21 protein-coding genes are annotated in these 22769 nt (G+C 62.8%); 8 read left to right on the top strand and 13 right to left on the bottom strand.

The window, feature by feature from the left end; all coding sequences use genetic code 11:
* Window positions 1-278: 278 nt before the first annotated feature.
* From ABEH27_RS22770 to ABEH27_RS22750, 5 genes are all read left to right on the top strand, one after another.
* Window positions 279-1706, top strand: a complete 1428-nt coding sequence (locus ABEH27_RS22770; RefSeq protein ID WP_346615727.1) for a di-heme oxidoredictase family protein — start codon at window positions 279-281, stop codon at window positions 1704-1706.
* Window positions 1707-1724: 18 nt separating this feature from the next.
* Window positions 1725-2789 (top strand): imelysin family protein, encoded by a 1065-nt coding sequence (locus ABEH27_RS22765; RefSeq protein WP_346615726.1) that lies wholly within the window; start codon window positions 1725-1727, stop codon window positions 2787-2789.
* Window positions 2790-2791: 2 nt separating this feature from the next.
* Window positions 2792-3889: a DUF1513 domain-containing protein gene (locus tag ABEH27_RS22760; RefSeq protein WP_346615725.1), complete on the top strand. Its 1098-nt coding sequence runs from the start codon at window positions 2792-2794 to the stop codon at window positions 3887-3889.
* Window positions 3890-4127: 238 nt separating this feature from the next.
* Window positions 4128-5276 (top strand): efflux RND transporter periplasmic adaptor subunit, encoded by a 1149-nt coding sequence (locus ABEH27_RS22755; RefSeq protein ID WP_346615724.1) that lies wholly within the window; start codon window positions 4128-4130, stop codon window positions 5274-5276.
* A 13-nt stretch (window positions 5277-5289) separates the two neighbouring features.
* Complete coding sequence (locus ABEH27_RS22750) at window positions 5290-8334, top strand: multidrug efflux RND transporter permease subunit (RefSeq protein WP_346615723.1); 3045 nt, start codon at window positions 5290-5292, stop codon at window positions 8332-8334.
* A gap of 114 nt (window positions 8335-8448) precedes the next feature.
* On the opposite strand, the gene ABEH27_RS22745 is transcribed toward ABEH27_RS22750, so the two are convergent.
* The 5 genes from ABEH27_RS22745 to colR all read right to left on the bottom strand — a co-directional run bounded on the left by ABEH27_RS22745 (window position 8449) and on the right by colR (window position 12155).
* Entirely contained in the window at window positions 8449-8679 is a 231-nt protein-coding gene (locus tag ABEH27_RS22745) for a hypothetical protein (protein ID WP_346615722.1), read from the bottom strand.
* Window positions 8676-9377: a lipopolysaccharide kinase InaA family protein gene (locus ABEH27_RS22740; RefSeq protein WP_346615721.1), complete on the bottom strand. Its 702-nt coding sequence runs from the start codon at window positions 9375-9377 to the stop codon at window positions 8676-8678. Before ABEH27_RS22740 ends, ABEH27_RS22745 begins: the two co-directional genes overlap by 4 nt.
* A 6-nt stretch (window positions 9378-9383) precedes the next feature.
* On the bottom strand, window positions 9384-10064 hold the full coding sequence (locus ABEH27_RS22735) for a methyltransferase domain-containing protein (RefSeq protein ID WP_346615720.1): 681 nt from the start codon (window positions 10062-10064) through the stop codon (window positions 9384-9386).
* 107 nt (window positions 10065-10171) lie between these two features.
* A complete protein-coding gene (locus ABEH27_RS22730) occupies window positions 10172-11482 on the bottom strand; it encodes a HAMP domain-containing sensor histidine kinase (protein ID WP_346615719.1) in 1311 nt (436 codons plus the stop codon).
* On the bottom strand, window positions 11472-12155 hold the full coding sequence (gene colR, locus ABEH27_RS22725; protein ID WP_003255215.1) for a two-component system response regulator ColR: 684 nt from the start codon (window positions 12153-12155) through the stop codon (window positions 11472-11474). The genes ABEH27_RS22730 and colR overlap by 11 nt, the downstream gene beginning before the upstream one ends.
* A 183-nt stretch (window positions 12156-12338) precedes the next feature.
* On the opposite strand from colR, the gene ABEH27_RS22720 reads away from it, so the two are divergent.
* Entirely contained in the window at window positions 12339-13067 is a 729-nt protein-coding gene (locus ABEH27_RS22720) for a phosphatase PAP2 family protein (RefSeq protein WP_346615718.1), read from the top strand.
* A gap of 69 nt (window positions 13068-13136) precedes the next feature.
* Here the strand turns inward: ABEH27_RS22720 and groL are convergent, their stop codons facing one another.
* The 5 genes from groL to ABEH27_RS22695 form a co-directional block, all read right to left on the bottom strand.
* Window positions 13137-14780: a chaperonin GroEL gene (gene groL / locus ABEH27_RS22715; RefSeq protein ID WP_346615717.1), complete on the bottom strand. Its 1644-nt coding sequence runs from the start codon at window positions 14778-14780 to the stop codon at window positions 13137-13139.
* Between the two features lie 48 nt (window positions 14781-14828).
* Entirely contained in the window at window positions 14829-15122 is a 294-nt protein-coding gene (locus ABEH27_RS22710; protein WP_016488938.1) for a co-chaperone GroES, read from the bottom strand.
* A 241-nt stretch (window positions 15123-15363) separates the two neighbouring features.
* Window positions 15364-15825, bottom strand: a complete 462-nt coding sequence (locus ABEH27_RS22705; protein WP_346615716.1) for an FxsA family protein — start codon at window positions 15823-15825, stop codon at window positions 15364-15366.
* A 66-nt stretch (window positions 15826-15891) separates the two neighbouring features.
* The gene (locus ABEH27_RS22700) at window positions 15892-16623 is read right to left on the bottom strand and encodes a DUF2470 domain-containing protein (RefSeq protein WP_346615715.1); all 732 of its coding nucleotides are present in this window, start codon (window positions 16621-16623) and stop codon (window positions 15892-15894) included.
* Window positions 16624-16715: 92 nt separating this feature from the next.
* Window positions 16716-17726: a DUF481 domain-containing protein gene (locus tag ABEH27_RS22695; protein ID WP_346615714.1), complete on the bottom strand. Its 1011-nt coding sequence runs from the start codon at window positions 17724-17726 to the stop codon at window positions 16716-16718.
* Between the two features lie 152 nt (window positions 17727-17878).
* Between ABEH27_RS22695 and ABEH27_RS22690 the strand changes: the two genes are divergently transcribed.
* Window positions 17879-18232: an MGMT family protein gene (locus ABEH27_RS22690; RefSeq protein WP_346615713.1), complete on the top strand. Its 354-nt coding sequence runs from the start codon at window positions 17879-17881 to the stop codon at window positions 18230-18232.
* Window positions 18233-18275: 43 nt separating this feature from the next.
* Window positions 18276-19823 (top strand): AmpG family muropeptide MFS transporter, encoded by a 1548-nt coding sequence (locus ABEH27_RS22685; protein WP_346615712.1) that lies wholly within the window; start codon window positions 18276-18278, stop codon window positions 19821-19823.
* A 134-nt stretch (window positions 19824-19957) separates the two neighbouring features.
* Here the strand turns inward: ABEH27_RS22685 and ABEH27_RS22680 are convergent, their stop codons facing one another.
* The 3 genes from ABEH27_RS22680 to ABEH27_RS22670 all read right to left on the bottom strand — a co-directional run bounded on the left by ABEH27_RS22680 (window position 19958) and on the right by ABEH27_RS22670 (window position 22769).
* On the bottom strand, window positions 19958-21202 hold the full coding sequence (locus ABEH27_RS22680; protein ID WP_346615711.1) for an MFS transporter: 1245 nt from the start codon (window positions 21200-21202) through the stop codon (window positions 19958-19960).
* A gap of 124 nt (window positions 21203-21326) precedes the next feature.
* Window positions 21327-22169 carry a mechanosensitive ion channel family protein gene (locus ABEH27_RS22675; protein ID WP_346615710.1) on the bottom strand — a complete coding sequence of 281 codons (843 nt, stop codon included), beginning with the start codon at window positions 22167-22169 and terminating at the stop codon, window positions 21327-21329.
* Window positions 22170-22283: 114 nt separating this feature from the next.
* A complete protein-coding gene (locus tag ABEH27_RS22670; protein ID WP_346615709.1) occupies window positions 22284-22769 on the bottom strand; it encodes a YajQ family cyclic di-GMP-binding protein in 486 nt (161 codons plus the stop codon).

Raw genomic sequence — 22769 nt, 5'->3', positions numbered from 1 at the left:
CGCGGCGATGCGCAAGCTGCTGCACCTGGTTTACGGGGTGGTGAAGTCGGGGATACCGTTTGACCCCAAAATCGCTCTTGCAGGGTGAGGGTCAAGACGGTATCTACAGGATCCCCGCCAAATCAGTAAGCTAGCGTTTGTTCCATGAGAGACGGATTGCCGCCGTTGGGGCCGGTAATGACACCGATTTCATCCAGCAATTGCAAATTGCTCTTATTCAAACTCCCCCACTTTGCTAAGCTTGCACGCCGGTTTTTCGCCCACGCCCAGGATTTTGCATGTCCTTGTCGCTGTCCCGACTCTCCCCTCTGCTGCTGGCCCTCGCCCTCGCCGCCTGTGACGACGCCCCGCGTTTCACCCAGGCCGAGCCCGGCGAAGCGTTGTCCGGTGGCCAGGCGACCGTCCAGCGCAGCGACCGCAACGCCTTTTCCTTGCCGTCGGCCAACCTGTCGCCCGAGCGGCGCCTGGACTTTGCCGTCGGCAACAGCTTCTTTCGCAACCCTTGGGTAATCGCGCCATCCACCACCACCGCGCGTGATGGGCTCGGCCCGCTGTTCAACACCAACGCCTGCCAGAACTGCCACGTGCGCGATGGCCGTGGCCATCCGCCAGAGCCAGGCGCCAGCAACGCCGTGTCGATGCTGGTGCGCCTGTCGATCCCCGACCAGCCTTACCTGGCCAAGGAGATCGAGCGCCTGGGCGTAGTCCCAGAGCCGGTCTACGGCACCCAGTTGCAGGACATGGCCGTGCCCGGTGTGGCGCCCGAAGGCAAGGTACGAGTGAGCTACACCGGCCAAACCGTTGCCTTCAAGGATGGCCACCAGGTCGAACTGCGCCGCCCGAGCCTGCAGATCACCCAGCTCGGCTACGGCCCGATGCACCCAGACACGCGCTTCTCCGCGCGCGTGGCCCCGCCGATGATCGGCCTGGGCCTGCTCGAAGCCATCCCCGAAGCCGACATCCTCGCCAACGAAGACCCGGACGACCGCAACCGCGACGGCATCCGCGGGCGGGCCAACCGGGTCTGGGACGACGCCCAGGGCACCACCGTGGTCGGCCGCTTCGGCTGGAAGGCCGGGCAGCCCAACGTCAACCAGCAGAATGTGCATGCCTTCAACGGTGACATGGGTCTGACCAGCACCCTGCAGCCCAAGGACGATTGCACCGCGGCGCAGCGCGACTGCCTGGCCGCACCCAATGGCGACGGCGCCGACGGCGAAAACGAAGTCAGCGACAACATTCTGCGCCTGGTGACCTTCTACACCCGCAACCTCGGCGTACCCGCCCGGCGCGATGTCGGCGCACCGCAGGTGCTGGCCGGCAAGAACCTGTTCTTCAAGGCCGGCTGCCAGGGCTGCCACACGCCACAGTTCACCACCGCCGCCGACACCACCGAGCCCGAGCTGGCCGGCCAGGTGATCCGCCCCTACAGCGACCTGCTGCTGCACGACATGGGCCCGGGCCTGGCCGACGAACGCACCGAATTCGCCGCCAATGGCCAGGATTGGCGTACGCCACCGCTGTGGGGCATCGGCCTGACCGAAACGGTCAGTGGCCACACCCAGTATCTGCATGATGGCCGCGCCCGCAACCTGCTCGAAGCCGTGCTCTGGCACGGCGGCGAAGCACAGGCGGCGCGGGACCATGTATTGACCTTCAATGCCGAGCAGCGCGCCGCGCTGCTGGCGTTTCTGAACTCACTTTAAACGCGCAAGGAGCCGGGCATGTTCCGACCCAAACTGTTGTTCACCAGCCTCGCCGCACTCGCCCTCGGTGCCTGCTCGCCGCAGGACCCGCAGGCGGTGACCTCCGCCGCCATCGCCAAGCAGGTGATCCTGCCGACCTACAGCCGCTGGGTCGAAGCCGACCGTCAGCTGGCCGTCAGCGCCCTGGCCTACTGCGAAGGCAAGGAAAGCCTGGACACCGCCCGCGCCGACTTCCTCAACGCGCAAAAAGCCTGGGCTGAACTGCAGCCGCTGCTGGTCGGCCCGCTGGCCGAGGGCAACCGCGCCTGGCAGGTACAGTTCTGGCCCGACAAGAAAAACCTGGTCGGCCGCCAGGTCGAGCAGCTGGTGAACGGTGACAAGCCGGTCGACGCCGCCGCGCTGGGCAAAGCCAGCGTCGTGGTGCGCGGCCTTTCGGCATACGAGTACATCCTGTTCGACAGCAAGCCGGACATCGCCACTGCCGAGCAGAAAGCCCGCTACTGCCCGCTGCTGGTCGCCATCGGTGAACACCAGAAAGCCCTGGCCGAAGAGATTCTCAAGGGCTGGAACAGCACCGACGGCATGCTCTCGCAGATGACCAAGTTCCCCAACCAGCGCTACGCCGACTCGCACGAGGCCATCGCCGACCTGCTGCGCTCCCAGGTGACTGCCCTGGATACCCTGAAGAAGAAGCTTGGCGCGCCGATGGGCCGCCAGAGCAAGGGCATCCCGCAGCCGCTGCAGGCCGAAGCCTGGCGCAGCCATTCGTCGATCAAGAGCCTGGAAGCCACCCTCAAGGCTGCCCAGGCGGTCTGGGTAGGGGTCGACAACCAGGGCCTGCGCGGCCTGCTGGGCAGCGACCAGAAAGCCCTGGCGCAGAAGATCGACGACGCCTACGCTACCTCGCTGAAACTGCTGGCCGACAACCAGAAGACGCTGGGCGAGCTGCTGGCCGATGACGCCGGCCAGCAAACCCTCAACCAGATCTACGACAGCCTCAACGTCGTCCACCGCCTGCACGAAGGCGAACTGGCCAAGGCGTTGAACATCCAGCTGGGCTTCAATGCCAACGACGGTGACTGATCATGCTGCGACGCCAGGCCATCAAACTCGGTAGCGTATTGCTCAGCGCCCTGACCCTGGGGGGCTGGAGCCTGTTCCGCAACAAAGGCAGCGAACCCTTGCTGCTGTCGGCGCGTGACGATGGCGACGGCAAGCACTATGCGGTCGGGTTCCGCCTGGACGGCACCCAGGTGTTCAGCACCCAGGTGGCCCAGCGTTGCCACGCCATCATCAACCACCCCGAACTGCCGATCGCCCTGTTCGTCGCCCGCCGCCCCGGTACCGAAAGTTACCTGGTCGACCTGCGCGACGGGCGCCTGCTGCAGACTGTCAGCTCGCAGCCAGACCGGCACTTCTACGGCCATGCGGTAATCCATAAAGGCGGTGAGTGGCTGTATGCCACCGAGAACGACACCACCGACCCAGGCCGTGGCGTGCTCGGTGTGTACCGCTTCGAAGGCGAACGCCTGGTGCACACCGGCGAGATTCCTACCCACGGCATCGGCCCGCATGAAGTGGCATGGCTGCCGGATGGCGAAACCCTGATCGTGGCCAACGGCGGGATCCGCACCGAGGCCGAGAGCCGGGTCGAAATGAACCTCAACGCCATGCAGCCAAGCTTGGTGCTGATGCAGCGCGACGGCACGCTGCTGAGCAAGGAAACCCTGGCTCAGCAGATGAACAGCGTGCGCCACTTGGCCGTGGGTAGCGACGGCACCATCGCCGCCTGCCAGCAGTTCATGGGCGCTGCCGATGAAACAGCCGAGCTGCTGGCGATCAAGCGCCCGGGCGAGCCCTTCAAGGCCTTCCCGGTACCGGAGCGGCAATTGCAGTCGATGGCGCAATACACTGCCAGCGTTGCCATCCACAGCGACCTGCGCCTGGTCGCACTGACCGCACCGCGGGCCAATCGCCTGTTTGTCTGGGACCTGGACAGTGGCGCGGTGAAGCTCGATGCGCCGATGCCGGATTGTGCGGGGGTTGGCGCAGTGAAGGACGGCTTTGTGGTGACTTCCGGGCAGGGGCGCTGCCGCTTCTATGATTGCCGCAAGCAAGAACTGATCGGCCAGCCGATGGAGCTGCCGTCCGGGTTCTGGGACAACCATCTGCACCTGGTCTGACACTCGGGCCGCCTGTACCGGCCCTATCGCCGGCAAGCCGGCTCCTACAGGTACACCACCGGCCTGAAGGCATGCGCTGTACCTGTGGGAGCCGGCTTGCCGGCGATAGGGCCCGCCCAGTCGATACATCTCCCCAACCCGCCAAAAACAGTCAATACTTCCCCCATCCGCACGTGGGCAGGATCGCCCGTTGTCGTGCCAAGACCAATAACAATCACGCTTCCAAGGAACCGGACCTATGCTGCGCCGGCGCATGCTCATCATGTTGGCCGTGGTTCTGCTGATCGTGTTGGCCCTGGGGGGCTACAAGGCCTTCTCGGTCTATCAGCAAATCCAGCTGTTCACCGCTCCCAAGCCACCCGTCACCGTGGCCGCAGCCTTGGCCGAAGAGCGCCAGTGGCAGCAACGCCTGCCGGCTGTAGGCAGCCTCAAGGCACTGCAGGGCGTCGAACTCAGCCTTGAGGTCGAAGGCACGGTCAAATCGCTGCACTTCGACTCCGGCCAGAAGGTCAAGGCCGGGCAACTGCTGCTGCAGCTAAACGACGACCAGGAAACCGCCCTGCTCGGCACTGCCCAGGCCGACCTGGGGCTGGCCAAAGTCGATTTCGGCCGTGGCAGCCAACTGGTAGGCGACTCGGCCATTTCCCGTGGCGAGTACGACCGCCTAACCGCCCAGTACCGGCGCAATCAGGCGGTGGTCGACCAACTCAAGGCGTCGAAGACCAAAAAGAGCATCAGCGCGCCGTTCAGCGGCACCATCGGCATCCGCCAGGTGGATGTGGGCGGCTACCTGGCCCCCGGCACCGTGATTGCCACCCTGCAGGACCTGTCCAGCCTCTACGTCGACTTCAATGTGCCCGAGCAGGCGCTGCCGCAGTTGAGCCTGGGCCAACAGGTGCTGGTCCAAGTGGCTGCCTACCCTGGCCAGAGCTTCCCTGCCAGCCTCAGCGCGATCAACCCCAAGGTCGACGAGAGCACACGCAACCTGCTGGTGCGCGCCACCCTGGGCAACCCGGATGGCAAGCTGCTGCCGGGCATGTTCGCCAACCTGCTGGTGCTGCTGCCCAACCCGCAGCCGCAAGTGGTGGTGCCAGAAAGCGCCATCACCTACACGCTGTATGGCAACTCGGTGTATGTGGCCACGCCCAGGAAAGACAAGGACGGCAACCCCGAGCAGGATGACAAGGGCCAACCGCAGCTCAGCGCCGAACAGCGCAGCGTGCAGACCGGCGAACGCCGCGATGGCGTGGTGGTGGTCAGCAAGGGGCTCAAGGCTGGCGAGCAGGTGGTCACCGCCGGGCAGCTCAAGCTGACCCCGGGCGCCGCCATCCGCATCGGCCAGGACACCGCCCTCAAACCCGAACCTGGCGCCCCGCGCGCGGACTGACCCGGAGGCAGGCATGGCGTTCACCGACCCGTTCATCCGCCGCCCGGTACTGGCCAGCGTGGTCAGCCTGCTGATCCTGCTGCTGGGCTTCCAGGCCTGGAGCAAGCTGCAGATCCGCCAGTACCCGCAGATGGAAAACGCACTGATCACGGTGACCACCGCCTACCCCGGGGCCAACGCCGAGACCATCCAGGGCTATATCACCCAGCCACTGCAGCAAAGCCTGGCGAGCGCCGAAGGCATCGACTACATGACCTCGGTGAGCCGGCAGAACTTCTCGATCATCTCCATCTACGCGCGCATTGGCGCCGACAGCGACCGCCTGTTCACCGAGCTGCTGGCCAAGGCCAATGAAGTGCGCAACCAGCTGCCGCAGGACTCCGAAGACCCGGTGCTGAGCAAGGAAGCGGCGGACGCTTCAGCACTGATGTACGTCAGCTTCTACAGCAAGGACATGAGCAACCCGCAGATCACCGACTACCTGTCCCGGGTGATCCAGCCGAAGCTTGCGACCTTGCCAGGCATGGCCGAGGCAGAGATCCTCGGCAACCAGGTATTTGCCATGCGCATCTGGATCGACCCGGTCAAGCTGGCCGGCTTCGGCCTGGCTGCCACCGATGTGACCAACGCAGTGCGCCGCTACAACTTCCTGGCTGCCGCCGGTGAGGTCAAGGGCGAGTACGTGGTCACCAGCATCAATGCCAACACCGAGCTGAAATCGGCCGAGGCCTTCGCCGCGTTGCCGGTCAAGACTGCAGGCGACAGCCGGGTGCTGCTGGGTGATGTGGCGCGGGTCGAAATGGGTGCGGAAAACTACGACACGGTCAGTTCGTTCGACGGCATCCCCTCCGTGTACATCGGCATCAAAGCCACCCCGGCGGCCAACCCGCTGGACGTGATCAAGGAGGTCCGGCGGATCATGCCGGAGCTGGAAAGCCAGCTGCCTGCCGCGCTCAAGGTCTCGATCGCCTATGACGCCACGCTGTTCATCCAGGCCTCCATCGACGAAGTGATCAAGACCCTCGGCGAAGCGGTGCTGATCGTCATCGTGGTGGTGTTCCTGTTCCTCGGCGCGCTGCGCTCGGTGCTGATCCCGGTGGTGACCATCCCGCTGTCGATGATCGGTGTGCTGTTCTTCATGCAGATGATGGGCTACTCGCTGAATCTGCTGACCCTGCTGGCGATGGTGTTGGCCATCGGCCTGGTGGTGGACGACGCCATCGTCGTGGTGGAAAACATCCATCGGCACATGGAAGAAGGCAAGACGCCGTTCGACGCAGCGCTGGAAGGTGCACGGGAAATCGCCATGCCGGTGGTGTCGATGACCATCACCCTGGCTGCCGTCTATGCGCCGATCGGCTTTCTGACCGGGCTTACGGGTGCCCTGTTCAAGGAGTTTGCCTTGACCCTGGCGGGTGCGGTGATCATCTCAGGCATCGTTGCCCTGACCTTGTCGCCCATGATGTGCGCACTGTTACTGCGCCAGGAGCAGAATGCCCACGGCCTGGCCCATCGCCTTGACCTGATCTTCGAGCGCCTGAAAAACCGCTACCAGCGCCTGCTGCGCACCACCCTGGACAGCCGCCCGGTGGTGCTGGTGTTCGCAGTGATCATCCTGTGCCTGATCCCGGTGCTGCTCAAGTTCACCCAGAACGAGCTGGCGCCCAACGAGGACCAAGGGGTGATCTTCATGATCAGCAGCTCGCCGCAGCCAGCCAACCTCGATTACCTGAACGCCTACACCGACCAGTTCACGCCGCTGTTCAAGGCCTTCCCCGAGTACTACTCATCGTTCCAGATCAATGGCTTCAATGGGGTGCAGAGTGGCATAGGCGGCTTCCTGCTCAAACCGTGGAACGAGCGCGAGCGTACGCAAATGGAACTGCTGCCCCAGGTACAGGCCAAGCTCGAAGAAATCGGCGGCCTGCAGATTTTCGGCTTCAACCTACCGTCATTACCGGGCACCGGCGAAGGTTTGCCGTTCCAGTTCGTGATCAATACCGCGGGCGATTACCCGGCGCTGCTGGAGGTGGCCCAGCGGGTCAAGGAGCGCGCCCAGGCATCAGGCAAATTCGCCTTCCTCGACATCGACCTAGCGTTCGACAAGCCCGAGGTGGTAGTCGACATCGACCGGGCCAAAGCGGCGCAGATGGGCGTGTCCATGGACACCCTGGGCGGCACCTTGGCTACTTTGCTGGGCGAAGCGGAGATCAACCGGTTTACCCTGGAAGGCCGCAGCTACAAGGTGATCGCTCAGGTCGAACGGCCCTACCGGGACAACGCCGGCTGGCTGAACAATTACTACGTGAAGAACGACCAGGGTCAGTTACTGCCGTTGTCGACCCTGATAACCCTCAGCGACCGCGCCCGCCCGCGCCAGCTCAACCAGTTTCAGCAGCTCAACTCGGCGATTATCCAGGGCGTCCCCCTGGTCAGCATCGGCGAGGCCTTGCAGACGGTTCGGGACATCGCCGCCGAGGAGGCGCCGGACGGGTTTTCGTTCGACTATGCCGGTGCCGCGCGGCAGTACATTCAGGAGGGCAGCGCGCTGTGGGTGACCTTTGGCCTGGCCCTGGCGATCATCTTCCTGGTGCTGGCGGCGCAGTTCGAAAGTTTCCGCGACCCACTGGTGATTCTGGTGACGGTGCCACTGTCGATCTGCGGGGCGCTGCTGCCGCTGTTCCTGGGCATCTCCAGCATGAATATCTACACCCAGGTCGGGCTGGTGACACTGATCGGCCTGATCAGCAAGCACGGCATCCTGATCGTCGAGTTTGCCAACCAGTTGCGTGAGGAAAAGGGCTTGAGCGTGCGCGAGGCCATCGAAGAAGCGGCGGCCATTCGCCTGCGGCCGGTACTCATGACTACTGCGGCGATGGTGTTTGGCATGGTGCCGCTGATCTTGGCGACCGGGGCCGGGGCCGTGAGCCGGTTCGACATCGGCACGGTGATTGCGACCGGGATGTCGATCGGGACATTGTTCACCCTGTTTGTGTTGCCTTGCATTTATACCCTGCTGGCGCACAAGACGGTGGTCAAGGAGACTGTTGTCGCCTGAGACGGCCTCTTCGCGGGGCAAGCCCGCTACCACAGTCAACCCGTTGAACCTGAATGTTCCAACACCCGAAAAGCAAAGGCCCCGCAACTGCGGGGCCTTGTTTGCTCGAACGGGTCAGCCGAACGGCCGAAGCCCCTGTCGCAAGCCGAACAGGAACAGCAGCAGGTCATGATCAGGCTGAGCCTGAACCTGATGTTGCTTGACTTCCTTCGGCAACGCGCACTGCTCTGCCTGCTCAGCCTTGCTGAACACCACCGGCCGCGGCTCTTCCCAGGCAGCTACCGCCACCGTGGTCACCGCCAGCCCAGCTACCAGAAACAAAGCTCGAGCGATTTCTAGTTTCATTGCCCTAACCCTTTGACAGCGCTGCCAAACGCCATCTGGTAAAAGTAGAGCAGCTGCTGCCATTCTGCGTCGTTGAGCGACGAATGGCGGCGCAACTGGCGCAAGTCATTGCCGGCCGCGCGCTGGCAGCTGATGCGGCGGCGGCACTTCTCGAGATCGAGCAGCGCGACTTCGACCCGGGCCTGCTCACCCTCGCCGATCACCTTGATGAATACGTGCTTGCCGTACAGGCAGCCATGCTGCCAGTGGCCCAGGTGCATGCGCGCGAGGTTGTCGGCCAGGTCCTTGAGCATGCGCTCGTGCACCACCTGCGGGTAGCGCTCGCGGGCACCTTCGGCGTGCCAGGTATCAAGCTCGACGAAGCCATCCAGCGCCTCGCTGACCAGCAGCGCACGCCAATTGTGCTCGGCATCGCGCTCTGCACCACAAAAGACGATACGCGGTACACGTACGCCCAATTGTTCAAAGCTGTTCAGCGCGTCGAGCTCACGCAGTACCGTCGGCCTGCCGAACGGATGCAGCAGGCTGCGGTAGATATGGCCGACCTGGCGCTTGGCATAAAGCAGCTTGCCGTTGCCGTCGTTCAGCCGTTGCACACCACTCTCACCACCACGCCGCTGGTTAGGTTCTTCAACCCATTCGCCCTGTTGCCGCCAGTAAAAATCGAAGCGTGACTCCCCGCTCTGGGCTACAGCCATCAAACACTACCCCTTACGCAATACATAGACCCGCCACATGGCATAGAACGGCAGGAAATCGAGGCGCTCCTGGATTCTGAAGCCGGCGGCCTTGAATTCTTCTTCAACTGTCTCTGCCGGTAACACAAAACGGTTCTGGTAGCTGCCCTGCTCGGCCTTGGCACTGCGCCGCTGCTCGAGTTTCTGCCGCCGCCATGCCTTGAAATTACCATCCACCCACAATGACAGGATTACGCTGTCACGGCTAACCCTTTGAAATTCCGAAAGAATTGTTTTCCGATGAGCGGGCTCGCCAATGTGGTGGAACAGCCGCATGCAAAAAATGCTGTCCACCGCGTTATCGGGTAGATCGATCGCGAAAGCAGATGTTTGCAAGGGCCGTACCCGCGCCACCACCTCCGGCGGTTGTGCCGCACAGGCTGTCTCGATCATCGCCTCGGAATTGTCGGCACCAATGATCACCCGGTTGGGTTTTTCTGCCAGTAGCGGCCAGAACCGCCCGGCACCGCAGGGCAGATCGAGCACCAAGCCCGGTTCTCCGGCCAGCGCCAGGGCACGGCGCGCCAATTGCTCGTCACGCTTGTGGGACAGGCGACGCGCCAGCCCATCCTGGTGCTTGAGGAAGTACTCGCGAGCATGTTGCTGGTCGTACTTCTCGGAAAATTCGAGTTTGATTGGGCTACGCATTGGGCATCTCCTGGCTCCATTGCGCTCACCTTAGGTAACACCGCGTTGGAAACAGGTTATGCCAATGTGAAAAAAGTGTTATCACCAAAGCAAGATGTTTCAGCGCATTACTCGCAGAGCTGGGACGGGTCAGTCTTCTCCGCGCCTTGGCTCAAATCCACCTGGAATCGGCAACCATGGGGTGCGGTGGACGTGAGTGTCACCCGCCAGCCTTGATCGTCACAAATCCGCTGCACCAGCGACAAGCCCAGGCCCAGGCCTTCACCCCGCCGCTCGTCGCCGCGCACGAAGGGCTTGAACATCGCTTCGCGCTGCTCTTCCGGGATGCCCACACCACTGTCTTCGACGCTGAAACCATTGGCCTCCAGGCTCAGCCGGATGTAACCACTGTCGGTGTAGTGCGCAGCGTTACGCAGCAGGTTGCCCATCACCGATTGCAGGAAGGTCGCGTTGTACAACAACGGGCCGGCACTGACGCGGCCATCGAAGTACAGCGCCAGCCCCTTCTGCTCGATGGTATCGCGCCACACGCCGATCAGGTCATCGGCGACTTCGCGCAGTGTCGCCTGGGATGCCACGGCGCCTTGGTCACGCTGGGCACGGGCAAGCATCAGGAAGGTCTTGACCAGCTCGCGCATTTCTTCGGTGGCCCGGGCAATCCGCTCCACCTGGCTGCGTGAGCGGGTATCCAGGTTGGGGTTCTCGATCAGCAGCTCGCAGGAGGTGGCCAGCACCATCAGCGGCGTGCGCAACTCGTGGCTGACATCGCTGGTAAACAGGCGCTCCCGTGTCAGTGCATCGCGCAGGCGGCCGAGCGTATCGTCGAACGCCACGGCCAACTGGCCGACTTCATCGGCGGCATAATCCGGTGCCAGGGGCGGTGCCAGGCCAAGCAACTGGTCTCGGTGGCGTACTTGCCGCGCCAGGCGGATCACCGGCGCCATCACCCGCCGCGCCAGCAGCCAGCCGAGGAACACCGCCAGCACCAGGCTGAGCACAAAGCCCACCACAACGACGGCGAACAGCACCCGCTCACGCTCTTCGAAATCGCTCTGGTCCTGCAGCAGCACATAGCGGCGACCGTCCACGATCTCCACCATCGCGTGGTAGGACAACTGGTCGCGGAATACCTCGTGGAAGCCTTTATCAAGGTGGCGCAGGTCTTTGGGCAGCTCGAAGTCATCACGCCCGCCACTGAAGTAGAACAACTGGTCAGGGCGCGGGCGGTGGCTCCAGTCACTGACGCTGTCCATGCGCAACAGGCGTTGCAGGTCGCCGCCCAGCACCGATGAGATCAAACGCTCCTCGACCAGGTGCACGGTGGCGACGATACCGAAGGCGAAGGCCCCGGCAACCAGTGCGCTCATCAGCGCAAACGCAATGATGATGCGCTGCGCCAGGCTTTGCTTAAACTCCATCACGGCCCTCGGCCAGGCGATAGCCGACGCCATGGACGGTATGCAGCAAAGGTTTTTCGAACGGCTTGTCGATCACCTGGCGCAGCTGGTGTACATGGCTGCGCAGGCTGTCGCTGTCGGGGCAGTCGTCGCCCCACAGCGCCTCTTCAAGCACCTCGCGGCGCAGCACGTGCGGGCTCTTCTGCATCAGCACGGCGAGCAGCTTGAGCCCGACCGGGTTGAGCTTGAGCAGGCGGCCCTGGCGGGTGACTTCGAGGGTGTCGAGGTCGTAGCTCAGGTCGGCGACCTGCAACGTACGCCGCCCACCCCCTTGGGCGCGGCGCAACACGGCTTCGATGCGTGCCGCGAGCTCCGACAGGGCGAACGGTTTGAGCAGGTAGTCGTCGGCGCCGGAGCGGAAGCCTTGCAGGCGGTCGTCCAGCTGGTCGCGGGCGGTCAGCATGATCACCGGCGTATCGCGGCGGGCATCCTCGCGCAGGCGCTTGCACAGGGTGTAGCCATCGATGCCCGGCAGCATGATGTCGAGCACGATCAGGTCGTAGTGCTCGGTGGCGGCCAGGTGCAGGCCGGACAGACCGTCCTGGGCACAGTCGACGGTGTAGCCCTTCATGCCCAGGTAATCGGCAAGGTTGGCAAGGATATCGCGGTTGTCTTCAACCAAAAGAATGCGCATCGGGTTCTCCTGAGCGGCGCTTCGCTGGGGTGCGCGGCAGGCGCAGCTTAAGGCCATCGCCCGGACTGTGCCAGCCCCACGGCAAATTCAGCGAAGTTGACGGATTTTTCACTGATCCTTCACGCACACAGCATAGCGGCCGCAGGACAATCCCCGGTCTTTTCCGCCCCCTTTGGAGCCGTCATGCAACAACGCATTCGCCCTCGTCCGATCAATTACTGGTTGTATCTGGGAATTCCGCTGGCAACTGCAGTGGCCTTGATCCTCCTCGAACTGACCTCGGTCGACATGGACGTGGCCAACCTGTTTTTCGATCAGACCGCCGGCGAGTTCATCGGCCGCCACAGCTATCTGCTCGAGAACATTCTGCATGATCGGGTCAAGCAGGGTGTAATCCTGATGGGGCTGGTGGCGCTGGTGGCATTTGCCGCGAGTTTCTTCTGGCAGCGCCTGTTCGGCTGGCGCCGCGAACTGGGCTGCCTGGTGCTGGCGCTGGGGCTTTCCACGGCCTTCGTCACACCGTTGAAAAAGGTCACACAAGTGCAGTGCCCCTGGAGCCTGAGCCAGTTTGGCGGCAAGGAAACCTACAGCAAGCTGCTGGAGCCGCGCCCCGCAACCGACAAGCCAGGGCTGTGCTGGCCCGGCGGGCATGCGGCCACCGGTTTCTGCCTGTTCGGGTTGTTCTTCATGCTGCGTGATCGGCGCCCGCGCCTGGCGCGGGTGGCATTTGCGGTGGCCTTGGTGGCCGGGTCGGTGTTGTCGGTGGGGAGGATGATGCAGGGGGCGCACTTTCTGTCGCATAACATTTGGACAGCGGTGTTTTGCTGGCTGATCGGGTTGGGGTCGTACTACCTGATCCTGTATCGACGCCGGGTGACGGAGGTAACCGCTGCCGAGCGCGGTATTGCCTGATAAAGCCCTGACAAACGAAAAAGCCCCGCACTAGGCGGGGCTTTTCCTCAAGCTAGGGGTAAGGCTGGCTTACATCATGCCGCCCATGCCACCCATGCCGCCCATGTCTGGCATACCGCCGCCAGCTGGAGCTTCGCTCGGTGCATCGGCAATCATGGCTTCGGTGGTGATCATCAGACCGCCGATCGAAGCAGCAGCTTGCAGTGCCGAACGGGTGACCTTGGCTGGGTCGAGGATACCCATCTCGATCATGTCGCCGTATTCGCCGGTAGCAGCGTTGTAGCCGTAGTTGCCCGAACCCTGCTTGACCTTGTCGGCCACAACGCTTGGCTCGTCGCCGGCGTTGGCAGTGATCTGACGCAGCGGCGCTTCGACAGCGCGACGCAGCAGAGCGATACCGACGTTCTGGTCTTCGTTGTCGCCTTTGAGGTCAACGATTGCATTCAGAGCGCGCACCAGGGCAACACCACCGCCAGGCACCACGCCTTCTTCGACGGCTGCACGGGTAGCGTGCAGGGCGTCTTCAACGCGGGCTTTCTTCTCTTTCATTTCAACTTCGGTGCCTGCACCGACCTTGATCACGGCAACACCGCCAGCCAGCTTGGCCAGACGCTCTTGCAGCTTCTCACGGTCGTAGTCCGAAGTGGTGTCTTCGATCTGGGCGCGGATCTGCTTGACGCGTGCCTGGATGTCATCTTCAACGCCAGCGCCGTCGATGATGGTGGTGTTTTCCTTGGACAGGATGACGCGCTTGGCGTTACCCAGGTGCTCCAGGGTAGCGGTTTCCAGGGACAGGCCGATTTCTTCGGAGATGACCTGGCCGCCGGTCAGGACAGCGATGTCCTGCAGCATGGCTTTGCGGCGGTCGCCGAAGCCTGGTGCCTTGACCGCAGCAACCTTGACGATACCGCGCATGTTGTTGACTACCAGGGTAGCCAGCGCTTCGCCTTCGACGTCTTCAGCAACGATCAGCAGTGGGCGGCCGGCCTTGGCAACGGCTTCCAGCACTGGCAGCAGCTCGCGGATGTTGGAGATTTTCTTGTCGACCAGCAGCAGCAGCGGGCCTTCCAGCTCGGCAACCATGGTGTCTGGCTTGTTGACGAAGTACGGCGACAGGTAGCCGCGGTCGAACTGCATGCCTTCTACGACGGACAGTTCGTTGTCCAGGCCCGAGCCTTCTTCAACGGTGATCACGCCTTCTTTGCCGACTTTTTCCATGGCTTCGGCAATGATGCTGCCGATGGAGTCGTCAGAGTTGGCGGAGATGGTGCCTACCTGGGCGATGGCCTTGGAGTCGGCGCATGGCTTGGACAGGTTTTTCAGTTCGGCGACGACAGCAGCGGTGGCCTTGTCGATACCGCGCTTCAGGTCCATCGGGTTCATGCCGGCAGCGACGGCTTTCAGGCCTTCGTTGACGATGGCCTGAGCCAGAACGGTCGCGGTGGTGGTGCCGTCACCGGCAGCGTCGTTGGCCTTGGAAGCAACTTCCTTGACCAGCTGGGCGCCCATGTTTTCGAAGGCGTCTTTCAGCTCGATTTCCTTGGCAACCGAAACACCGTCTTTGGTGATGGTTGGCGCGCCGAAGCTCTTGGCCAGGACAACGTTACGGCCTTTCGGGCCCAGGGTAGCTTTTACCGCGTCAGCCAGAACGTTGACACCAACGAGCATTTTCTTGCGGGCGGAATCGCCGAATTTTACGTCTTTAGCAGCCATGATCGTTTAATCCTTGGAATTCTTTGGAGTAACGGGAAGTCGGGTAAATCAGCCTTCGACGACAGCGAGAATCTCGTTCTCGGCCATCACCAGCAGGTCTTCGCCATCAACTTTCACGGTGTTGCTGCCCGAATACGGGCCGAAAACCACTTTGTCACCCACTTTCACGGCCAGCGCGCGAACTTCGCCGTTGTCCAGGATGCGACCGGTGCCGACGGCGACAACTTCGCCACGGTTTGGTTTTTCAGCGGCCGAACCCGGCAGGACGATACCGCCAGCGGTTTTCGATTCTTCTTCGCTGCGACGGATGACTACGCGGTCATGCAGAGGACGAAGCTTCATTGTCGATCTCTCCCAAATTGTGGTTTTCATCGGCCGGTGTCGACACCGGCGGGTTGATGCGGTCCGGCGTTGCCGGGGGTGGCCCGCGATGGGCGAGCCACCTGTGTTTTGTCTGGCGTTGCCGCCAGAAACCTTGCGGTGACCACATACATGAGGCCGACATAATCAATTACAAGGCTTGCTGCAGAAAATTTTTCAGCGGCATGAAAAGCTTGGGGCCGCAAAGCGGCCCCTGGGGTGGTTACTTGTCGCGGCGTTCGTATTCGCCTTCGATGACATTCGGCCGGTGGCCGCTGTCGCGCGGCTGTGCCTGGAAGGGGTCGTCCTGAAACGCCCGCTGGCGCATGGCCTGGGCCTCGGCACGCTGACGCATCTTGCGCGCGGCCAGGTGGCGGGTGAACGGCAGCAGGCACAGCAGGCCCAGCACGTCGCTGATGAAGCCCGGCAACAACAACAGGCCGCCGCCGACTGCCAGCATCATGCCCTGGAACATGTCCTCGGCGGGCAGTTCGCCACGCTGCAGGCTCTCACGGGCACGCAGGGCGGTGGCCAGGCCGGCCACACGCATCACCAGCACACCCAGTGCGGACCCGGCGATGATCAACAGCAGCGCCGGAAAGAAACCGATGGCTGCGCTGACCTTGACGAAAACGAACAGCTCCAGCACAGGAAACAGCAAAAACAGCAGTAGAAAAGCACGCATCAAGGATTCCTCGACGGAAGACAATCTTCCCTTACGACCATCACATGGATGCGTGTGCTCGGTTTTTCAAGCTTCGACTTCCGTCGCAGTCGGCCATTGGTCGGCGCGCGCCAGCAAAACCAGGGCCTCGCGAACTTGTGTCGGCGTGTTGCAAATAGACGGGAACGGTAACCAATGAACGCCTTGGCCAATACGCAGGTGCATGCCTTCGCTGTCGATGCCGACCATCTGCGCAGGTGCGCTGCGCGGCAGGTCGCTCAACTCGACGTAATGGGCGATGGCGTTGGCGTGGTCGCTGTTCATGTGTTCGATCATGCTGGCCTCGGCCTTGCCCGCGAACGGGTTGGCCCGGGTTACCTGGTCGAGCCAGTGAATTGCACCGAAGCCGCCGATGTAACGGTGGCGTACCGGTTGCAGTACCCAGAAGTCGAAGTCGTGCGCCTTGTGGTAATTGGCAGCATCGGCGAAGTAGCGGTAGTAGCGCTCGGCAGCCGCCTCGATGGCGGCTTCGTCGACCAGCTTGTGAGCCTCGGCCATCACCGTCAGGCGGCCAACGGCTTGCACATCCTCGGCTTCACGTTCGCCGACCAGCAGCGAGCACTTCGGGTCTTTCTGCAGGTTGTGGGTGTGCTGGGCGATGCGGCTGATGAGGATCAGCGGGTTGCCATCGGCATCCAGGCAATACGGCACCACCGACCCGAAGGGAAAGCCGGGCATGGACTTGGAATGGGTCGAGAGCACGCCGCGGTACTCTTTGAGCAGCAGTTCCCGGGCGGGGCGGATGGCATTGGTACTCACTGAAGGGGCTCCTGCAGGCGGACTGGATGGGTGACAAGATAATCATTATCACCCGCCAGTGCCACCAGGGCTGCTTGACGCCCCCCGGGTATTTACCAGGTTACACCGAAGCCTGCGGTGTAACGGGTCTTGTCCAGGTCACTTTCACGTGTGCCGGTGATGATGTCCTTTTCTGCCTTGAGGTTGAGCGAGGCCCATTCGGTGACCTTGTAGCGCAGGCCTACTTCGGCATCCAGCGAATAGTCGGCCACGCCACCCAGCGGTTTGGCGAACTCGCCATTGGTGAACAGCTGGACGTTCTTGCCGATCAGGTAACGGGTGTAATCCCACTTCACCGCCGCCGAATAGAAGTTGTCCTTGCCGCCATCCTGGTATTCGAAATCGGTGCGGTTGATCAGCGAACCCAGCGAGAATGCGCCCAGTTCGTCGTCCCAGAACTGGTAGCCCGGGCCAGTACCGACCGTACGCTGGCGCGCCAGGTCTTCGACGTGGTCGCGCTTGTATTCAAGCCGCCCCTGCCAGAACCACTTCTCGGTAATGAAGCGGTCGAGTGCGTACTCGGCACTCCAGTTGTTGGCGGTGGTGACGTCGTCCTTGGTTTCGCGGTTGTACTCGCCTTCGGCATTGTGCCGCCAACGGCCATGGCGGGCGGTGGTCTTGAAGCCGATGTCGTAGTCGTCGGTATCGTTCTCGGCACGCTTGTAGTCCAGGGCAGCATCGACATTGCCCTTCCAGACCAGGTCTTCCACCACCGGCTTGGGCTTCATGATCTGCTGGATACTGGCAAGCTCGACGGTCTTCGGCGCTTCGCCGTTGGCCAGGGTCACCTTGCCCGCCTCGGCCGCCTTGAGCGACTTGGTCTTTTCGCCGTTGTAGGCATCCTGCTTGACCAGCAGTTCCTGATCGCTCTCGAGGGTTTGAACCTGTTTCCAGTCCAGGGAGATCGAGCCGCCATAAGGCGTTTCCAGCAGCAGCTTGCCGCCGTCGAAGACGCGGATCTTGCCGCTCAAGCGGTCACCGTTTTTCATCCACACGGTGTCGGCGAACGCAGGAGCAGCGCACAGGGAAGCGGTCAACAGGCACAACAACGATCTAGAATGCATAAGCGGACTATGGGTTCGATTGGGCGAAAAAGCCGGGGATTATCCAGATACCGACGACCAGAGCAAGGACAGACCGACCATCATGCCGTTGAGTTCAACTCTCATTTGCCGTGACCATTGGTCCGGTTTCACTTCAGGCCAGGGCTGCCGCGATGTCTGAGGAATTTGCGCACACGCTGGATGCCCCGCAAGCCCGACGAACGGCGCTGTATTCGGTGCTGGGCCAAGTGCCTGAAGGCAAGGTGGTCAGCTATGGTCAACTTGCCGAGCTGGCCGGCCTTGGCCGTGCAGCGCGCTGGGTCGGGCGAACCCTTGGCCAGCTTCCGGCCGATACCCGCTTGCCATGGCATCGCGTGTTGGGCGCAGGTGGGCGTCTGAGCCTGGCGCTGGGTACGCCATCGGGCGATGAACAACGGGCACGGTTACGTGCGGAGGGCGTTAATGTAACCAATAATCGTGTGGATATGACGCGCCATGGCTGGCGCCCGATGGAGCACAGCGGTTAGAGTGCGCGTTTTGTTTTCGCAAACTTGAGGCAGATGTTGGCCCATGCCCCGTAAAACCTGGCGCGCTGCGCTTGCTGCCTATGCCAGCCCGTCAACCCTGGTGCTTTTGCTGCTCGGCTTTGCCGCCGGTCTGCCCTACATGCTGGTGTTCTCGACCCTTTCGGTGTGGCTGCGCGAAGCTGGCGTGGCGCGCGAAACCATTGGCTACGCGAGCCTGATCGGCCTGGCGTATGCCTTCAAGTGGGTATGGTCACCGCTGCTCGACCAATGGCGCCTGCCGCTGCTGGGCGGGCTTGGGCGCAGGCGTTCGTGGCTGTTGTTGTCACAAGCGCTGGTGGTGATCGGCCTGGTCGGCATGAGCCTGTGCGACCCGCAGCAACACCTGTCGTGGCTGATTGCCCTGGCGGTGCTGGTGGCGTTCGCCTCGGCCACCCAGGACATCGCCGTCGATGCCTATCGCCTGGAAATCGCCGACGACCAGCGCCAGGCAGCCCTTGCCGCCAGCTACATGGCCGGTTACCGGATCGCCGCCCTGCTGGCCACCGCCGGTGCGCTGTTCTTTGCCGAATGGTTCGGCTCTACCGGCTTCAGCTACCTGCACAAGGCCTGGGCCGGCACCTACGTGCTGTTCGGCGTGATGATGCTGCCTGCGCTGTTCACCACCCTGGTGATGCGCGAGCCCCCCGTGCCCCTGCGCACCCAGTTGTCGGCGGCGCGCTACGGCCTGATTCACCAGTTGGCTTCGGTGTTCGTGCTGATCATTCTGCTGGTGTCGGTACCGGCAAGCTTCACCCAGCTGTTCAACACCGATTGGGCCAGTGTCATCTTCGGCGATGCAACGCCCCTCGACCTGCTGCTGGAAGACCGTGCCTTCCTGCGCCTGATTCTCTACGCACTGCTGACCTGGGCATGCCTGTCGAGCATGGGCCGCCGCGGCCTGGCACCGGTGCTGACGCCAGTAAACGACTTCATCACCCGCTACCGCTGGCAGGCGCTGCTGTTGCTCGGGCTGATCGCCACCTATCGCATGTCGGACACCGTGATGGGCGTGATGGCCAACGTGTTCTATATCGACATGGGCTTCACCAAGGACCAGATCGCAAGTGTCAGCAAGGTCTTCGGCCTGATCATGACCCTGGTCGGCGCGGGCGCGGGTGGCTTGCTGATCGTGCGGTTCGGCATCTTGCCGATCCTGTTCATCGGCGGCGCAGCTTCGGCTGCCACCAACATCCTGTTCCTGATGCTGGCCGATATGGGGCCGAACCTGGAGATGCTGGTGGTGACCATTTCGCTGGACAACTTCAGTTCAGGCTTGGCCACCTCAGCGTTCGTCGCCTATCTGTCGAGCCTGACCAACCTCAAGTTCTCGGCCACGCAATATGCCCTGCTCAGCTCGATCATGCTGTTGCTGCCGCGCCTGATCGGCGGCTATTCGGGAGTGATGGTGGAGAAGTTCGGGTATCACGACTTCTTCCTGATTACCGCGCTGCTGGGCGTGCCGACGCTGATCCTGATCGCCTTGCAATGGCGGCAGGAAGTGGGCCGTGGCAAGCAGGCACCGGTTGAAAACTCAGCGGCCGAGCGGCCCTGAGAGATTTCCGCTGCCTGCTCTGGCCTCTTCGCGGGGCAAGCCCGCTCCCACAGGTCCATCACCGATCTTGAAATAGGTGACGGACCTGTGGGAGCGGGCTTGCCCCGCGAAGACGCCAGAGCAGGCGCTGAAGATTACTGCGCGACAGCCCCTTCGTCCGGCCGGCCCCCCACTACAAACCACAACGGCCAGAGCGCCAACGCCCCCGCCACCCCTGCGGCCAGCGCAAAGTGCAGCAGGCTCGCCCCCGCCCCGATCATCGCCATCACCGCGCCGCCCAGCCCCAGCAAGGCAATGGTGATCATCCCCAGCATCGCCGAGACCAAGCCCTTGCTCTGATCGCTGGAGAACAGCGTCATGCGGTACAGCACTGCGTTGGCGACACCCAGGCCAAGCGCATACAGCGACATCCCCGCCACCACGCTGGTCACCGTGGGCCAGTACCAGGTCGCCAGCACCATCAGGCACAAGCCGGCCAGGTAAGGCCACAGGGCACCGCGCACCAGGGCTGGCAGTGGGTAGCGGTCGGCGATGCGGTTGATGATCAGGTTGCCAAGGATCAGCCCGCCAAACACGGGCAACTGCCACAACGCGTATTCCAGGGTGCTCAACCCCTCGTCGTGGATGAGCAGCACAGGCGACAGGCCGATCCAGCCGATCAGCGGCAGGCCCACCAGCCCCAATGCGGCGCTGCCGGCGACAAAGCGGCGGTTCGCCAGCAACTGGCCGTAACCGGCAAGCAACGGCAGCAGGTGAATCGGCGTGAACGGCAGGCGCGAGCCGTCGCGACGCTCCACCCCCAGGGTCTCGGGCATCAGGCGGTACAGCAGGCCCCACACCAGCACGGCACCCACGGCAAACGCCACGAACAGCCAGCGCCAGTCCAGCCATTGCAACATCAATGTGCCCACCAATGGACCCAACAGCGGCGACAGCAAGGCGATGTTGGCCAACAGGGCCATCATGCGTACCGCATCGGCTTCGCTGAATGCTTCGTTCAGGGCCGGGTAGCTGACCGTCACCACGAAGCCCAGGCCGATGCCCTGCAGCAGGCGCAGCAGGTTGAACAGGCCGATGTCCTGCACCCAATAAGTGGCCAGGCAGGCCGCACCGAAGAAAGCGCAGCCGACCAGCAGCAACGGGCGGCGGCCATAGCGGTCGGCCAGCGGGCCGATCAGCCACTGCAGTACCACGCCCCCCAGCAGGTACAGGTTGAGGGCGTGGGGGATGTACTCCGGGCTGGCGTTCAGGTGGTCGACCACCACCGGCATGGCTGGCATGACCGCGTCGCTGGCCAGGTAGGTCAGCAGCTCGAACAGGGCCAGGGTCAGGCCGAACAGCAGGGCTCTGAGGGGGGTGATGTACAGCAGTGGTTTCATGATGGCGTTCAGCTAGAGGCAGGTGCGGTCAGGGTATATGCCAGAAATGGCGGAATTTGGCTGTGAACAAGTGTAATGGGCAAAAAAAAGGGCCGCGAAAGCGGCCCCGGATTCCTGGCAGCAATTACTGCGCTGCGGTTTCCTGCACCACGCGAATCACCCGCTGCGGGAACGGAATGTCGATACCCTCGGCCTTCAGGCGGTCACGCGCCTGTTCATTGAGCATGAACATCACGTCCCAGTAATCGCTGGTCTTGGTCCACAGGCGCAGCGACACGGTGATCGAGCTGTCACCCAGGGTTGCCACCACGGCCTGCGGCGCCGGGTCGGGCAGCACGCGCGGGTCCTGCGCCAGCTCCAGCAGCACGTTGCGCGCCTTCTGCAGGTCGGCCTCGTAATCCACACCCACGTCGAACACCACCTTGCGGGTCGGCTGGCGGTTGGTGTTGGTGATGATGCCGTTGGACAGGCTGCCGTTGGGCATGATCACTGTCTTGTTATCACCGGTACGCAGCACGGTGTGGAAGATCTGGATGCTGTCGACGGTACCGCTGACGCCCTGCGCCTCGATCCAGTCGCCAATGCGGAACGGGCGGAACATCAGGATCAGCACACCACCCGCGAAGTTGGCCAGGCTGCCCTGCAGGGCCAGGCCGATGGCCAGGCCGGCGGCACCGATGGCGGCGACGAACGAGGTGGTCTCGATGCCGATCATGGAGGCCACGCTGACCAGCAGCAGTACCTTCAAGACGATGTTGGCCAGGGTGCTGATGAAGCCTTGCAGAGCCAGGTCGGCGTTGCGCAGGGCTACCAGTTTGCCCAGGCGGGCGCTGACCTTGTTGACGATCCACCAGCCGACCGCCAGGGTCAGCAGTGCCAGCAGCACACGGCTGCCGTATTCCATGATCAAGGGGATCCAGGTCTGCGATTGGCGGACCAGCTGATCGACTTCAGCGTTCAAATCCATGTTCATCTCCTGATGCCGAACGGCATGTACGCGGTAAAACTGGCCGCAGGCATTTCAGCGGCCATGGACCCGATGGACATCATTGCGCCACAGGGGTTCCTGGCAACGCCCGCATCAATCGCGGAAGTTGTTGAACTGCAGCGGCATGTCGAATTCCTTGGCGCGCAAGGCCGCGATGGCCTCTTGCAGGTCGTCGCGCTTCTTGCCGGTGACGCGCACCTGCTCACCCTGGATAGCGGCCTGAACCTTGAGCTTGGCGTCCTTGATGTGGGCGACGATCTTCTTCGCCAGCTCCTTGTCGATGCCTTCGCGGAACTTGGCTTCCTGCTTCATTTCCTTGCCGGAAGGGTACGCGTCCTTGGTTTCCAGGCATTTGACGTCGATCTTGCGCTTGACCAGCGCCAGGCGCAGGATCTCGATCATCGCCTCGAGCTGGAACTCGGCCTCGGCGGTCAGCATCACGGTCTGCTCCTTGTCCTTGAACTCGAAGCTGCCCTTGCCTTTGAGGTCGTAACGGCGGTCGAGCTCCTTGATGGCGTTTTCGACGGCGTTCTGCACTTCGTGCTTGTCCAGTTCCGATACCACGTCGAACGAAGGCAT

Origin of the sequence: Pseudomonas sp. P39-UII1 (assembly GCF_039672635.1) — a bacterium.
Lineage (GTDB): Bacteria > Pseudomonadota > Gammaproteobacteria > Pseudomonadales > Pseudomonadaceae > Aquipseudomonas.
This window is presented reverse-complemented; position numbering and strand designations above follow the sequence as displayed.